This window comes from Rhodobacteraceae bacterium M385 (genome assembly GCA_025141835.1).
In the GTDB taxonomy this organism is placed as follows: Bacteria; Pseudomonadota; Alphaproteobacteria; order Rhodobacterales; family Rhodobacteraceae; genus Gymnodinialimonas.
In genome coordinates this window covers 3625381-3640529 of record CP081102.1, presented here as the reverse complement: position 1 = coordinate 3640529, position 15149 = coordinate 3625381, and the positions used below count along the sequence as shown (strand labels likewise).

The following is a 15149-nucleotide window of genomic DNA, read 5'->3' as shown; positions in this document are numbered from 1 at the left end:
CTCACTCCGCTGGTGTTGCAGCGAGAATAGGGCGGGATGCCCGTTTGGGCGCACCGACACGCAGACGTCGATCTGACAGCGAAAGCCCTCCGCCGAATACAAGCATCGCAGCTCCGATCCAGATGAAGTTCACGAAAGGCTCATAGAGAATGCGCAGCGTCCAAGCCCCTCGTGCCTCGGCCTGCGCATCCGCGGGCTCGGCCAGTGATGCATAGAGATCGCCCGCCATTGTTGATCTGATCGAGGATTCTGTTGTGCTGTATTGCGAGACTGGGTAACTGCGTCGCTCTGGATAGAGCGTGGTGACGTAGTCGCCGTCTTGCTCGACAATCAATGTGCCGCGATTGGCCACATAGTTCGGCCCCACGACACGCTCGACGCCCTCAAAACGCACATCGAACCCAGCGATCGCCACTTCGGTGCCGGGTGTCACGAACACGATCTGCTCCGACTTCCATGCGCTGGAGCCGACAAATCCAAAGATCGCAATGGCAAGGCCTGCATGGGCCAACGTCATGCCATGCGAGGCGCGCGGTAGGTTTCTGGCCCGACGAAACGACTCTTGCAAAGGGACGTCGCCAAGCTTTATGCGACCAGCCCATTCCTGCAAGGTGGCCAGCAACATCCAGATCGCGATCGCGATGCTGAGATAGGCAAGCGCCGGTCCGCCTTCGGTCAAATACCATATCGTCAGCGTGGCAAGACCCGATAGGATCGCGACGAACTTCAGCCGTTGCAGGACACCCGCCAGATCAGCGCGTTTCCATGACAAGAATGGCCCGAGCGCCATAGCGAAGACCAAAGGCAACATCATGGGGATGAAGGCTGCATTGAAGAAGGGTGGGCCGACTGAAAGCCTCTCACCTGAGATCGCCTCAACGAACAGCGGATAGAGAGTACCAAACAGCACCGTTCCAGTTGCTGTTGCCAGTAGCAGATTGTTCAAAAGCAACCCGGCCTCCCGGCTCACCGGGCGGAAAAGCCCCCCTGCGTCCAAGGCTGGCGCGCGCCATGCATAGAGCGTGAGGGATCCGCCAATGCTGACCCCCAGAAGCCAAAGAATGTAGACTCCCCGCTCAGGGTCTACGGCGAACGCATGGACCGAGGTCAGCAGGCCAGAGCGCACAATGAAAGTACCCAGAAGCGATAGCGAAAAGGTCAGGATCGCCAGAAGGATGGTCCAGCTTTTGAAGGCGCCACGCTTTTCGGTCACGATGGCAGAATGCAGCAGTGCCGTGCCCAAGAGCCAAGGCATGAAGCTGACGTTTTCGACAGGATCCCAGAACCACCAGCCGCCCCAGCCAAGCTCGTAGTAGGCCCACCACGACCCAAGCGCGATCCCGGCGGTTAGGCTCATCCAAGCGGCAAGCGTCCAGGGTCGGACCCACCGCGCCCATGCAGCATCCACACGCCCTTCGATCAACGCAGCAACCGCGAAAGAAAACACAATCGAGAAGCCAACATAGCCGATGTAGAGAAGCGGTGGATGGATCGCGAGCCCGACGTCTTGCAGAAGCGGGTTTAGATCCTGCCCGTCTGTGGGCGGGGGAAACACGCGCTCAAAGGGGTTTGAGGTGAACAGCATGAAGCTGAAGAAGCCGACACTGATCCAAGCTTGAACAGACAAAGTCCGCGCCCGCAGGCCTGCGGAAATGTTCGTGCCGAAGGCCGAGACACCAGCCCCGAAAACCGTGAGGATAAGGACCCAAAGCAAAAGCGAGCCTTCATGACTGCCCCAAGTTCCCGCGATCTTGAAAAGCAGTGGTTTGAGCGAATGGGAGTTTTCGACAACATTCAGAACCGTGAAGTCGCTGACCACAAATGACCGCATGAGTGCTGCAAATGCGATCATCGTGAAGACAACCTGCGCCAGTGACGTGGCATATGCCGACCGCATCCAGAGACTGTTGCCACGAGCGGCCCCGAGTATCGGCAAGATGCTTTGAACCAGCGCAAAGCCTAAAGCCAGCGTCAGGGCGAATTGTCCGATTTCTGGGATCATGTCGGCCTCATGGATTGGTGTTTTTTGTGATCTGATCGCTGCCCAACTGATCCTCGCCGTCGCGGGACACACTTGTCTCGTCTTCGCGGGTATCGTCGGTCGGCAGTGTAACGGTGGCTGTCAGCCCGCCTTGGGACGCGTTGGACAGCACGACATCACCGCCATGGGCGCGAAGAATGCTGCGCGCAATCGAGAGGCCCAAACCATGGCCCCCTGTGTCGAGCGACCGCGAATGTTCCAACCGCTGAAACGGGGCGAACACGTTTTCTAGTTGTTCCTCTGGAATGCCCTGACCATCATCATCAATTTTGATTGAGACGACCCCGTCGCTTTCCCCAAAACTGACACGCGCGTTGCCGCCGTATCGTTGTGCGTTCTCGATCAGGTTTCGAAGTGCGCGCCTGAATGCGAATGGACGAACGGACACAAATTTTTCGTGTCCTGGAAGGATCAAGAACTGAGACGGCATCGACTGATTGATATCCGACAGGACCCGCCCAACCTCCATGCGCTCTGAAGGCTCAGATGCGCTGACGCCGCGTGCGTAGGACAGCGTCGCATCCAGCATTCCCTGCATCTCTTCGATGCTAGCTGTCAGCCGTTCGCGCGTCTCTTCATCATCCACCATTTCCGTTCGGACCCGCAACGCGGTCAAAGGGGAGCGCAGATCGTGACCAATCGCGGCCAGCATGCGGGTTCGATCTTCTACGAACTTGGTGAGGCGTTGTTGCATAATCCCGAACGCCGCCGTTAGTTCGCGCACTTCTGTCGGGCCTGTGGGAGCGACGGGAGCCATATCTTCGCCTCGTCCGAGGCGTTCGCTGGCCACGGCCAAGCGCCGGAGGGGGCCTGTGATGCGCGCCATAAGGAACCAAAATCCTGCGGCTAGAAGGACTGCCGCCGTAACCACGAAGGTCAGCGTCGATCCCCACGCCCATTGCAATGGTGGGCGCTCAAACCGTGTCTCCACATTCAGCCATTCACCGCCGGATAGCGAAATTGATACACTCATCTCGATCGCAGACAGATCGCCACGCATCATCGCCACATGCATTTCTGCCATCTCGGGTGACAGGTGCGGCAGTGGCAGGATGTTGCCCTCGACGGCGTGGACATCCACGCGAATTTCACGTGTAAATTGGTCACCAAGTAGAGTACGGATCCTGGTCTCGACCGCACCGCCATCGGGGTGGCTGTGCCGCGCTACCTGCGGCTCACTGGTCATATCAAACCGAACGAGTGGAGAGTTTGCGGCGCGAAGAATGGCGTCATGCAAATCTGCCGGTGCCTCCTCTAACAAGCGCGCGACACTCGCGGCGCGGCCTGCGGCCTCAAAGCCAAGTGCCGCTCGGACTGCCAAACTGCGTTCGTCCACAAAGAAGAACAGGCTGACGATCTGGGCTGCCAGCAAAACACCTAAAAGGAGTAGGATTAGCTGTCCCCGAAGGCTGAAAAGAAATCGCCCGATCATGGCGCAATCTCCACGTCACATGCCAGACTGTAGCCACCATTGCGGACCGTCGTAATGATCTTCGGCCGCATCGGATCAACCTCGACCTTGCGGCGTAAGCGGCTGACCTGATTATCAATCGTGCGATCAAAAGGGCCAGCGGCTCTGCCTGCCGTAAGATCCAACAGTTGGTCGCGGTTCAGAACGAGACGCGGTCTTTCAAGAAGCGTGACAAGCAGCCGAAATTCGGAATTTGAAAGAGTATCTTGAGCCCCTGTTTCAGACACCAGCGAACGCCGATCAACATCAAGGCTCCAATGCGCAAACCTAACGGTTTTTCCTGCCAATGCGCCGGCTAAAGTTTCAGGCCGCTCTGTGCGTCTTAGGACCGCTTTTATGCGGGCCAAAAGTTCCCGAGGATTGAACGGCTTTGGTAGGTAATCGTCTGCGCCGACCTCTAGGCCGATGATGCGATCCGTATCATCGCCCAAAGCCGTCAACATTATGATTGGACATGATCCGGAGGCTGCAAGCCTACGACAGACCGATAACCCATCTTCGCCGGGCATCATCACATCCAGCACGATGAGATCGAAGCTGCCGAGGCTAAGCTTCTGATCCATATCGACGGCATCTGCGGCAGATGTTGCGCGCAGTCCATTCTTTTCGAGAAACCGCGTGACTGCATCACGGATGTCACGGTGGTCATCGACAACCAAGATATGTGGGCTTTCGGTTTTCATTGGATCTTCCCTACGCCACCATTCGCGGCAATTCCGCATTGTAATTGTCACGGATTGTAACAGTCGGCGGACGTGTGACGAACCGATACACATCCGCTCTGCGAGGTCTCTAGCATCTATGATCCGCCTACATCACGTACTTGAGGTAACTGAACATTGGAGGTTCCTCATGAAAACGCTTTTGCTTGCCACGCTTGTGGCCGCCGCACCCACGGCAATCCTCGCCGATAGCAACCACGGTCACGGTGGTTCTGATTTCACGGAAATGGGACAATCCGGGGCATGGGGGGCATCGCAACATCCTATGATGGCCCAAATGATGCAGATGATGATGCAGATGCATGGCGGTATGATGTCGGGCGGCGCAGGTCCGGACATGGGTATGATGGGCGGCTCAATGGGCCCCATGATGCAAATGCATGATGCGGATGGCGACGGTACGGTGACCCCAGACGAATTGCAGGAGGGTTTGCTGTCCCAATTGGCGGACTATGACGAGAACGGTGATGGCACGCTCGTGCTGTCAGAGTTTGAAGCGCTGTTTTTAGCGATGGTTGGTGAACGCATGGTTGATCGGTTCCAGCACCTCGACGCCGATGGCGACGGGGCAATCACGACCGAGGAAATGTCCGCGCCAGCCCGTATGATAAACCGTCCCTCCATGGGTATGATGGGCGGAATGCCAGAGTCAGGTGAGATGCCCGGTATGGGCGGATCAAGCATGCCCAGTGACAACTAGGGAGCCTTCGACCACCCGGTGCTTCCCAATTCGGGCCGCTGATTACATCCGCGATGAATGAAGCGGTTGGTGCCGGAAGGTGCGACGGCTGCATCCCAAGAATGTAGCCGTCGTGTCTGGTGGCCATTTTGCGTTTCTTCAGTCAGGCAGTTGACCTTCCAGTTACTGGAGGGATTAAGCGTAGTGCTGAGACGAAAAAGGATCGATCAGCATGACCTCAACTTTATCCCGTGAGAGCGACTTATTGAGGCGGCACCCTATGTGGTTGGCCGCAGTCCTTTTAGCGCTGTTTGTGCCCATCCATATCCTCCTGCCGGTGGATCAATCGATCATAGTGGCGGGCGTCACGCTCGCAACAATTGGTGGCGCTTACATCGGATTTGCCGCGCGGGCCGACTCTGCGACCGTCTTCTGGATGGAATTGGCTGTGGCGATGCTTTTTGGCCTGACGGCGGTTCTCGGCATCACCGTGCACTGGGCATTCCTTCCCGCAGGTTTGGCGTTGCATGCTGTGTGGGACCTCTTGCACCACAATCGTGGGTTCGGCGCCGCGGTCCCCAATTGGTACATACCGATGTGTGCGGTCTTTGATGGTTTGGCGGCGCTATTTTTGGTGCTGCTCTACGGCGCAGAGGTGTTTGGGGCATGATCCAAAAGGTTCAGATCAAGCGATTGCTCTTCGTCACCCTGGCACTGGGAGTGATCGTGGCCTTGGTCGTGTTCTGGGATCAGATCAATTCGGTTTTGAACGGGATTGATCCCGACCGCGTGCGGGCAATCGTTGCGTCCGCCGGTCCACTGGGGCCGCTGGCGATCATCGGGTTGATGACACTTGCCATTGTGGCAAGCCCGGTCCCAAGCGCACCCATCGCGATGGCTGCAGGGCTGGTCTACGGGCACCTATGGGGCACGGTTCTGGTCGTGATCGGAGCGGAGTTGGGAGCGATTATTGCCTTCACGATCGCACGCCATTTTGGCCGAGATTGGGTGCAACGCTGGCTCGGCGATAGCATGAAGAACCGGTTCTTTGGCTCTCAGAATGCGCTAATGGCGACGGTGTTCTTGAGCCGCCTTCTGCCTTTCATCTCATTTGACGCGATCAGCTATGCCGCTGGGTTGAGTCACATCAAGTTCTGGCGCTTCGGGCTGGCAACACTCGCAGGCATCGTGCCCGCAAGCTTCGTACTGACCCACTTGGGTGCCAGTGCGTTTGAGGGGCAAAGCAATGCAGGCTTCTGGATCTCGCTGGCGCTTGGCGCATTCGGTCTTTTGACGGTCGCCATTTGGCGGAACCCAATGAAATCAAATTCAGACGCGGCACCCGTAGTTCCTGAAAGGACGGCGAAATGAAAACCGACTCGAAACATCACGACGGGCATTCTCACCAAAGCGCAGAGGGTCCCACCGAGACCGACCCGGTGTGCGGTATGCAAGTTAGCGTTACCGACACTAAGCCGTCCGCTGAATTTGACGGGACGACCTATCATTTCTGCTCTGAGAATTGCCACGGTACTTTTGGCACGGATCCATGGTTTTATGCCTCGGGCCGGGGGGCTGGCCATAAGAAAGCCACCCCAAAGGACGCGCAATACACCTGCCCGATGCACCCTGAAATCGTGCGAGATGAGCCGGGTGCTTGTCCCATCTGCGGGATGGCGTTGGAACCGACCATGCCAAGCGACGAGCCAAGCGAAGAGTTGGTCGATTTCACGCGCCGGATGTGGATCAGCATCGCGGCTGCAGTGCCTCTGGTTGTGCTTACGATGGGCGAGTTGGTTGGTTTGCCGCTGCGTGACATGCTTGGCCACCAGCTGTCCGTGTACATCGAATTCATTCTTGCGACACCGATCATCCTTTGGGCCGCTGCGCCGTTTTTCAAGCGCGGTTGGGACTCGATCAAGACACGCTCACCGAACATGTGGACGCTGATTTCACTCGGCGTGGGCGCGGCGTACTCATACTCGCTTGCAGCTACTTTCACGCCCGGGATCTTTCCTGCCGAGTATCAAATGGGCGGCGGGGTCGGCACCTATTTCGAGGCCGCGGTGGTCATCATCGCATTGGTGTTTCTGGGACAGGTTCTGGAATTGCGTGCCCGCGAGCGCACGGGCGACGCGATCCGCGCCCTTCTCGATCTGGCGCCAAAGACCGCTCGCCGGATTCTGCCCGATGGCCGAGAGAACGATGTGCCGCTCGAAAATATCATGGAAGGGGATCTCCTTCGGATCCGTCCCGGTGACAGCATTCCGGTTGATGGAGAGGTGATGGAGGGTCGGTCTTCCATCGACGAAAGCATGCTCACCGGGGAACCTGTGCCGATCGAAAAGACCAAGGGCGACCGTGTGACTGGCGGCACGCTGAATAAGAACGGCACTTTGGCTATTCGCGCGACCCAAGTGGGCAGCGATACAGTGTTGGCGCAGATCGTGGATATGGTGGCGGGAGCGCGCCAATCGCGCGCCCCGATCCAAGGGCTGGCTGACCGCGTTTCGTCGGTCTTTGTGCCGACCGTGGTGCTGATCGCCGTGGCCGCCTTCTTTGCCTGGCTAACCTTCGGCCCAACACCATCGCTTGTCTTCGCTATCGCGTCGGCTGTGTCCGTGCTGATTATCGCATGCCCCTGTGCGCTTGGACTTGCGACACCGATCTCGATCACAACGGCTGCGGGACGCGGCGCCCAGGCTGGCGTCCTGATCAAAGATGCAGAGGCGCTGGAACGTATGGCACGCATCGACGTGGTGATCGTGGACAAGACCGGCACATTGACGCTTGGCCAGCCGACGTTGACGGACGTTGTCACCACTGAAGGTGTGGACGAAGCCGAATTTTTGACCCTTGCATCCGCATTGGAACGCGGGTCTGAGCACCCGCTCGCTGAGGCCATTGTCGAGGGAGCAGAGGCGCGCGGAGCGACGCGCGCAGACGTCGAAGATTTCGAGGCCGTCACTGGCAAAGGTGTGCAAGGCCGCATCAATGGTCGCACAGTCGCGCTTGGAAACCCGGCAATGATGCAAGCTTTGAGCATCGATACCTCTGCCATGGACGCGACAGCCGATGACCTGCGCGATGCGGGCAAGACGGCGATGTACGTTGCGCTAGACGGCACGCTGGCCGGTTTGTTGGCAGTCGCTGATCCGATCAAGGACACCGCCGCGCAAGCTATCGAAGATCTGCATAAGCTTGGACTGAAAGTGATCATGGCCACGGGCGACAATCAGCGCACCGCAGACGCGGTCGCCCGCAAGCTTGGTATCGATGAAGTGCGTGCTGGTGTCCTTCCTGAGGATAAGAAAAACCTTGTTGAAGAACTCCGTCGGGCCGGCAAAAGCATCGCCATGGCGGGTGATGGCGTGAATGACGCGCCCGCGTTGGCTGCCGCTGATGTGGGCATCGCTATGGGAACGGGCGCTGACGTCGCCGTTGAAAGCGCGGGCATCACGCTGTTGGGTGGCGATCTGACGGGCATTGTGCGCGCACGGAAGCTGGCACGCGCCACGCTTAAGAACATCAAGCAGAACCTCTTCTTCGCCTTTGCCTACAACGCCCTCGGCGTGCCTGTGGCTGCAGGTGTGCTCTATCCCGTCTTCGGATTGCTGCTGTCGCCCATGATCGCGGCGGCCGCGATGAGCCTTTCTTCCGTCTCTGTTATCACCAATGCCCTGCGCCTCCGGCGCGTGGACCTCTGAACGCGAAAGGCACACACAATGGCAACCGGACATTCAGGACATCTGCCATCAGGTGGCTGGGGTCTTGCGATCTCAGCTTGGTTGACCGGCATATACTTCTTCGTGGAGCTTGGGATCGGTCTTTGGACCGGGTCTGTTGCTGTCATGTCGGATGCGTTTCACACGTTTTCCGCAGTCGGCGGTGTGTTGGTAGCCATCGTGGCCCGCCGCCTGGCGGAGAGGCCAGCGGATGACACAATGAGCTTTGGATGGTACCGCGCCGAGGTCATTGGAGCGCTGGTCAACGGTGGCTTCCTCCTCGCAATGGCCATTGTCGTTATTGCCATGGCGGCCATGCGGCTATCAGATCCAATTGATCTACCCACGACGCCTTTGTTGATCGCGGCGGCCGGTGGATTGTTCACTGAGTTCATATCCTTGGCCCTTTTGTGGAAGCAAAGCAAAGACGACCTGAACACAAGGGGCGCGCTGTGGCATATCATTCAGACGTTCGTTGGCAGCTTGTTGATCATTGTGACGGCGTTGGTGATAGAATTTACGGGGTTTCTCCTCATCGACCCGATCCTTGGTATGGCCTTCGGCGTTGTCCTCATCTGGGCCAGCTGGGGTATCCTGCGCGATGCGATGCGATTGTTGATGGAGGGCACTCCTGACGGAGTAGACTTGCCCGATGTCGACTTAACTCTTGAGCTGATCCCGGGCGTCCAAGACGTCCATCATTTGCATGCTTGGGCGTTGACCAGCGGTCGCAATGTCGTTTCGGCTCATATGCGCATTGAAGAGGGAGCTGACGCAGAGAAGATCCTGGAAACTGCGCACGCGCTCCTCAAATCCCAGTTCGGTTTCTTCTTTGCAACGATCCAGATAGAGACGACCTGCCTCGACGAGAGCGATGCGCGCAGTGTCGACCTGAAGTTCATCTCTGACACGCCCCATGGCACGCATTCGTGATGTGCCGAGACATACGTCACCTTTGTTGTGACGCTGCTTCCAGCCTATGGTTCAATCAAAGGGCCAAACCATCAAAACTTATATTACTTCGACAAGTCAAAGGACCTACTCCATGAATCGACGTACGCTTCTTCTTTCTGCCATCGCATTGCCGCTCATGTCGCGCGTCGCATTGGCTACTCCAACCAGAATGACGGTGTATCTCTCGCCCACATGTGGGTGCTGCAGTGCTTGGGTCGAACATGCTCGGACTGCTGGCTATGATCTAACAGTGATCGAATCTGATCAGGAAGAACTTATGCGCCAAAAGAGTGAGCGCGGTGTCCCCGATGCCCTTGCCGGGTGCCATACGGTGGACGTGGACGGTTATACCATCGAAGGCCATGTGCCGATGGAAGACATCGCTCGCCTTCTGTCTGAGCGGCCTGACGCGCTCGGCCTTGCTGTGCCGGGTATGCCAGCAGGATCGCCGGGGATGGAGATGGGCGCACGCGTCGATCCCTTTGACGTCATTCTCTTTGCAGCAGACAATGAAAGCAGCGTCTTTGCGAGCCATAGCTAGAATGCCTCGGTTCAGCCAACGGAAGCGCCTTCTTGTCGCCATTGCTTTGATTGCCATGTCTGGAGCCAATACTGCCGGGGCATCCGGCCATGGCGGCGCGGTCTTCTCGAACATCGTTGAGGTGCCCGTTCCCGTAGGTCCCGGCGCGCAAGACCCGTCGCTTTTTGCGACTGAAGCTGGCGAAATTCTGATGAGTTGGACGGAACCTTCCGAGGAAGGTCATGCCGTCCGCATTGCAAGATTTGACGAGCAATGGACCGCGCCAATGACCGTGACAGCATCGGACCAGCTTTTCGTGAACTGGGCCGATATCCCATCGGTCGCGGCGTTCCCAGACAGCACCTTGGCCGTGCACTGGCTGCAAGACAACGGGCGCACGGCGTATGCCTATGACTTCACCGTGGCACTCTCGGACGACGGTGGTGAGACGTGGGGCCACGCGCAAACGCCACATCGTGATGGGCGTTCCGTGCAGCACGGCTTTGCAACGCTGTTGCCTGTCGCCACAGATCAATTGATGGCCATCTGGCTGGACGGCCGCCAATATGGATTGGCCGATTTGGATAATGAAAGCGGTGGCAATCCCAATGAGATGCAGCTGCGCGCAGCGATGGTTGGATCAGACGGAGTCATTGGCGAAGAAATGCTGATCGACGCCCGCGCCTGCACCTGTTGCCAGACCTCTGCTGTGGTGGCCGGGGACGGGTCCGTTTTGCTAGTTTACCGCGATCGAACGTCCGAGGAAATCCGCGATATCTCGATCGTGCGGTACATGGACGGCGAATGGTCAGCTCCCGTGAATGTCCATGAAGATGGCTGGCAAATCTCTGGCTGCCCCGTGAACGGACCGGCCATTGATGCCGAAGGCGCGCTTGCAGTCGTGGCCTGGTTCACAGCGCCAGATGACATTCCCGCAGTCTATGTATCGTTCTCTGAAGATGCAGGTGTCAGCTTTGGCGATGCATTGCCTATTGGCGGAGAGGATGTCGCTGGAAGGGTTGACGTGTTGATGCTGGATGTCGGCGCGGCACTGGTATCTTGGGTTGAATGGACGGATGAGGGCGAGGCGCTCATGGTTTGCTTGGCAGATAGCGGTCAGGGATGCCACGCAACGCAACAGGTGCACTTAAACAGTACGACCGGATCCATCAATTTTCCGCGCATGGTTTCTGGTCCCTCCGGTGTTCATTTTGCATGGACGCAGCCCGGTGAACGCGGGGCGGATGGTCAGATGCAGGCTGATACGATCAGGATGGTGTTGGCACAGCGCTGACACTTTTCGTGCTTCTGCGCCAAAGCAGAAGGCAATCATCCTGCGGTGATCACGATAGAGGCTCACTTGAATTCAGAGCTTCCGGGTCGCGGTGCTATCCTTACAGATATTTGAAGTATGTAAGCTTTGTTACATGGGTTTCAGAGGGTATTTGAATGGCAACCAACAGGCCCTTCAATCATACCGCGAGGAACGATTGCCATGATCACTCGTCGACATTTTATCAATACCTCCGCCGCCGGCTTAGTCTTTGCCACAGCGTTTCCAGCCTTCGCACAGGACGCCGTCGGCTTTGATGCGACCGTGACGCGCCCCGATGCCGATCCGATGGCCAATAACCCTTGGGGTTTGAACCCGCGCTACATGCCCACGCGCGTTCGGCACAATGCTGGATTGCAGCCCGGCAGCATCCATGTCGATCCAGTCGCAAAGTACCTTTACCATATCGGAGATGACGGCATGGCAATGCGTTACGGCGTTGCGGTTGGGCGATCAGGTCTCCAATCTCCGGGCACTTACACCATTCGCAGAAAGGTTGAATGGCCGAGCTGGACACCGACTGCCAACATGATCGCTCGGGAGCCTGACGTTTATGGACCTTACGCCAGTGGCGTGCCCGGCGGCCCCGATAATCCTTTGGGTGCAAGAGCGCTCTATCTCTACGACGATGCGGGACGGGACACGTATCTACGCATCCATGGAACGCCTCAACCTTGGACTATTGGGACGTCCGCATCCTCCGGGTGTGTCCGTCTGGTCAATGACCACGTCATGCGGCTTTACCTTGAGGTGCCTTTGGACACACCTGTCACGCTTCACTCGCCAGCCTAGCTTTGAAGTTGGCCTATGGACCATCCGGCTGATGCTTCAAGCTATATCGGCCTCGCCCTATGTGATCGATCCGCCCTTGCTGCACCAACGTGCGCAAGGCGCGGTACGTGGCCTCATGGGTCAGGGCGATCTTCGTGGAGCACTCCATGACGGTACCATCGAGTAGCCCTGCTACAAGGGCCGCGTAAACCCGTTCCGTCGCTGATCTGATGGACATGATCTCCAGCACACCCCGATACTGCTGCACCTGCTGCGAAATGTACTTGATATAAGCGTTTGCAAATTCTGGGTTGGACATGTGCTTGAGGATAACGGATTTCGGGATATGGACAATCTGACCAGCCCCCTTGACCACCGCGTCGCAATGATACCGGTCGGCATAAAGCGATGCCTCTGCCAATGCTTGACCGGGCCCGGCACGGTGTAAGGTGATGCTCTCTCCATCTGGTCCCACTCGGACCAGATGAACAGTTGCGTCCACGCAGACGAAAATGCCGCGTGTTGTGTCGCCTTCTCGGAACAACACCTCCCCCGCAACAGCATTGAGCGGGTTCAGGTCAGTGTCTGGAAGCAGATGGAACGGAGATGTGAGCATGTGATCAGGATCATATCTAGCGGTCACGTGTTCGGCTACTCATATCGAAAGAGAATTGGAGTAACCCTGATGATCCGTCCCCTTGCCGTCCTTCTTATGCTCGCCGCCACGCCGAGTAAGGCCCAACACGCTCATTCTGCCATGGGTACAGCCGATGCGGGCCCCTCGGAAACAGGACAATCCGCCTTTGCAGCTATAGCGGAGATCGTAGCCTTGCTACGGCCTGATGACGCTACTGATTGGGAGGCTGTGGATATTCCTGCCCTGCAACAACACTTGATCGATATGGACTTGCTGACCACGCAAGCAGTCTCTGTCGCAACCCCGACCTCCACTGGAGCCGTGTTTGAGGTGAGCGGGTCCGGCGAGGTGATTGATGCCCTGCTTCGTATGGTCCCGGCCCATGCTCCCTTCCTTGACGCGGAAGCTGGTTGGACCACAGAGGTCGCTGAAATGCCTGATGGTGTGATGATGACCGTCACAGGGGATGCATCCATGATCCAAGGATTGGGTTTCCACGGATTGATGACTATCGGAGCCCATCACCAAGAACATCATCTGATGATTGCGACGGGGCAATCACCGCATCTTTGATGGGGATTAGTTGAAGTATCCAATTTGGCGGCATCATTGACTTGCCTGTTCGTTCTTAGCGTTAGCGAAAAGAGACGTGGCAATGCTGAGTCTTGTAGGTTGTTTGCAGGCAGTAGGACGTGGGTCCAAAATGCTACCTGAACTTTCGCAAGCCTCGTTCGGCGATTGCCCATGAAGCAGCCATCTTAATCCATTTTGCGTTCCGGGATGTTAAGAACACCGCGACCATGTCGTTTCCTCTTCGAATTGGGGCCAAGATCAACCCTCCGCCGCATTCGTGCATTCTTGGAGAAGGCTCATCTTTAATTTGGAATTCCAAACGTTGCGCGTTTCCGAAACTGGTTCCCGTGCTCGGTTTCTGACTCCTTCCTCATAGAGAGTTAGAGGCCTGAGGTGGTTCCCCTGACGGGTTTGGAGGTCGAGAGAGAGGCTCCTGACCGCCCGTCTCGGGAGAGTCCCAATGAGTATGGAAATTCTGGACGGCCATCGCGATCCAAGCGGCGGCTACAAGGTGGATGTGTCTCGCGGCGCGCATGTGGACCGCGTGTCGTCGGAGTGGTTTTCGCGGCCCGACGATGACCGGTATCTGTCACTGGATGCCCTTTTTGCGTCCGTGAAAGGCCGGGCCGAGCGGAGCCGGACGCGGACGGTGGAAAGCGCTACGATCCGGGTTGAGGCACATCGTGACAATCCGGAACGCTTGCAGTTGATGATGCCGGGCGCGGAAGGTCCTATCGCCCCGACGCATTGGAGCTTTGGCCAGTTGTCGAGCCTTATTGGCGCGCCCGCTGCGTATTTGCGTCAACTGCCGGCGCCGCTGGCAGGCATCAACCTGCAATACGGGCTGACCAACCACCGCGCGGAACAGATCAAGACGCTGGAAACCGAGGATGGTAGAACGGAACTGCGAGCTGTGACTGGGCCTGATTACGGGCGCATCTATGACCATGAGCTGGTCTCTGCTGTTCAAGGAATTGCGGGCAACGGGACCGGAGATACACGGTGGAAGGTCCCCGGCGTGCTCGATTGGTCGACTGGCATCTACAATCCGCGGGTCGATATCACCAAGGACACTACGACCCTCTATGCATCTGATCGCGACGTTTTCCTCTTTCTGGTGGATGACCTGAACCCGATTGAGGCGGGGACACTGCCCGATGGAACGCCGGATCTCTACTTTCGCGGGTTCTACTGCTGGAATTCAGAGGTCGGCGCAAAGACGCTTGGCATCGCCAGTTTCTACCTCCGCGCGGTTTGCCAGAACCGTAATCTCTGGGGAGTTGAGGACTTTCAGGAGATCAAAATCCGGCACTCGAAGTACGCAGCCAATCGGTTTGCCCACGAGGCCACCCCAGCGCTGGAGGCCTTTGCCAATTCGTCGCCCGCGCCGTTTATCGATGGCATCCGCGCCGCGCGCGAGAAGATCGTGGCGCGGACGGACGAAGATCGGTCGGATTTTCTGCGTAAGCGCGGATTCTCGAAGGCCGCTGCTACGACGATCATCGACGCCGTGCTGATCGAAGAAGGCAGGCCACCTGAGAGTGTCTACGATTTCGTGCAGGGCGTCACTGCGGTCGCGCGTAACAGGCCGCAGCAGGACGCACGGTTGGAGATGGAAACCCGCGCGAAAAAGCTTCTGGAAAGCGCTGCCTGAAACCTGACGCGCCCAGATAGATCCGGTTCACCCCTTTCTCAGAGGAAGAGGTGGGCCGGGTTTTCGTGA

At 57.7% G+C, this 15149-nt stretch carries 14 protein-coding genes; 10 read left to right on the top strand and 4 right to left on the bottom strand.

Translation table 11 applies throughout. The annotated features are described in order from the left end of the window. Window position 1 precedes the first annotated feature (1 nt). Genes K3728_17865 through K3728_17855 form a run of 3 tightly spaced genes read right to left on the bottom strand, consistent with a single transcriptional unit; the run spans window position 2 to window position 4195 of the window. On the bottom strand, window positions 2-2002 hold the full coding sequence (locus K3728_17865) for a heme lyase CcmF/NrfE family subunit (protein ID UWQ95512.1): 2001 nt from the start codon (window positions 2000-2002) through the stop codon (window positions 2-4). A 7-nt stretch (window positions 2003-2009) separates the two neighbouring features. After that, complete coding sequence (locus K3728_17860) at window positions 2010-3473, bottom strand: HAMP domain-containing protein (protein UWQ95511.1); 1464 nt, start codon at window positions 3471-3473, stop codon at window positions 2010-2012. Next, window positions 3470-4195 carry a response regulator gene (locus tag K3728_17855; protein UWQ95510.1) on the bottom strand — a complete coding sequence of 242 codons (726 nt, stop codon included), beginning with the start codon at window positions 4193-4195 and terminating at the stop codon, window positions 3470-3472. The genes K3728_17860 and K3728_17855 overlap by 4 nt, the downstream gene beginning before the upstream one ends. A gap of 304 nt (window positions 4196-4499) precedes the next feature. On the opposite strand from K3728_17855, the gene K3728_17850 reads away from it, so the two are divergent. The 8 genes from K3728_17850 to K3728_17815 all read left to right on the top strand — a co-directional run bounded on the left by K3728_17850 (window position 4500) and on the right by K3728_17815 (window position 12237). Beyond that, window positions 4500-4934 carry a calcium-binding protein gene (locus tag K3728_17850; protein UWQ97617.1) on the top strand — a complete coding sequence of 145 codons (435 nt, stop codon included), beginning with the start codon at window positions 4500-4502 and terminating at the stop codon, window positions 4932-4934. Window positions 4935-5193: 259 nt separating this feature from the next. Further along, window positions 5194-5583 carry a hypothetical protein gene (locus K3728_17845; GenBank protein UWQ95509.1) on the top strand — a complete coding sequence of 130 codons (390 nt, stop codon included), beginning with the start codon at window positions 5194-5196 and terminating at the stop codon, window positions 5581-5583. Then, window positions 5580-6284 (top strand): TVP38/TMEM64 family protein, encoded by a 705-nt coding sequence (locus K3728_17840; GenBank protein ID UWQ95508.1) that lies wholly within the window; start codon window positions 5580-5582, stop codon window positions 6282-6284. Before K3728_17845 ends, K3728_17840 begins: the two co-directional genes overlap by 4 nt. Beyond that, complete coding sequence (locus tag K3728_17835; protein UWQ95507.1) at window positions 6281-8620, top strand: heavy metal translocating P-type ATPase; 2340 nt, start codon at window positions 6281-6283, stop codon at window positions 8618-8620. Before K3728_17840 ends, K3728_17835 begins: the two co-directional genes overlap by 4 nt. 18 nt (window positions 8621-8638) lie before the next feature. Beyond that, window positions 8639-9571 (top strand): cation diffusion facilitator family transporter, encoded by a 933-nt coding sequence (locus tag K3728_17830; GenBank protein UWQ95506.1) that lies wholly within the window; start codon window positions 8639-8641, stop codon window positions 9569-9571. A 112-nt stretch (window positions 9572-9683) separates the two neighbouring features. Beyond that, window positions 9684-10133 carry a DUF411 domain-containing protein gene (locus K3728_17825; GenBank protein UWQ95505.1) on the top strand — a complete coding sequence of 150 codons (450 nt, stop codon included), beginning with the start codon at window positions 9684-9686 and terminating at the stop codon, window positions 10131-10133. Window positions 10134-10188: 55 nt separating this feature from the next. Continuing rightward, window positions 10189-11406 (top strand): exo-alpha-sialidase, encoded by a 1218-nt coding sequence (locus K3728_17820; GenBank protein ID UWQ95504.1) that lies wholly within the window; start codon window positions 10189-10191, stop codon window positions 11404-11406. A gap of 201 nt (window positions 11407-11607) precedes the next feature. Further along, on the top strand, window positions 11608-12237 hold the full coding sequence (locus K3728_17815; protein UWQ95503.1) for a L,D-transpeptidase: 630 nt from the start codon (window positions 11608-11610) through the stop codon (window positions 12235-12237). A gap of 13 nt (window positions 12238-12250) precedes the next feature. Here K3728_17815 and K3728_17810 read toward each other — a convergent pair whose 3' ends face one another. Beyond that, entirely contained in the window at window positions 12251-12832 is a 582-nt protein-coding gene (locus tag K3728_17810) for a Crp/Fnr family transcriptional regulator (GenBank protein ID UWQ95502.1), read from the bottom strand. Window positions 12833-12904: 72 nt separating this feature from the next. Here K3728_17810 and K3728_17805 point away from each other — a divergent pair, with 72 nt between their 5' ends. Both K3728_17805 and K3728_17800 read left to right on the top strand, forming a co-directional pair. Continuing rightward, window positions 12905-13426, top strand: a complete 522-nt coding sequence (locus K3728_17805) for a hypothetical protein (protein ID UWQ97616.1) — start codon at window positions 12905-12907, stop codon at window positions 13424-13426. Window positions 13427-13886: 460 nt separating this feature from the next. Beyond that, window positions 13887-15080, top strand: a complete 1194-nt coding sequence (locus tag K3728_17800) for a DUF932 domain-containing protein (GenBank protein UWQ95501.1) — start codon at window positions 13887-13889, stop codon at window positions 15078-15080. Window positions 15081-15149 lie beyond the last annotated feature (69 nt).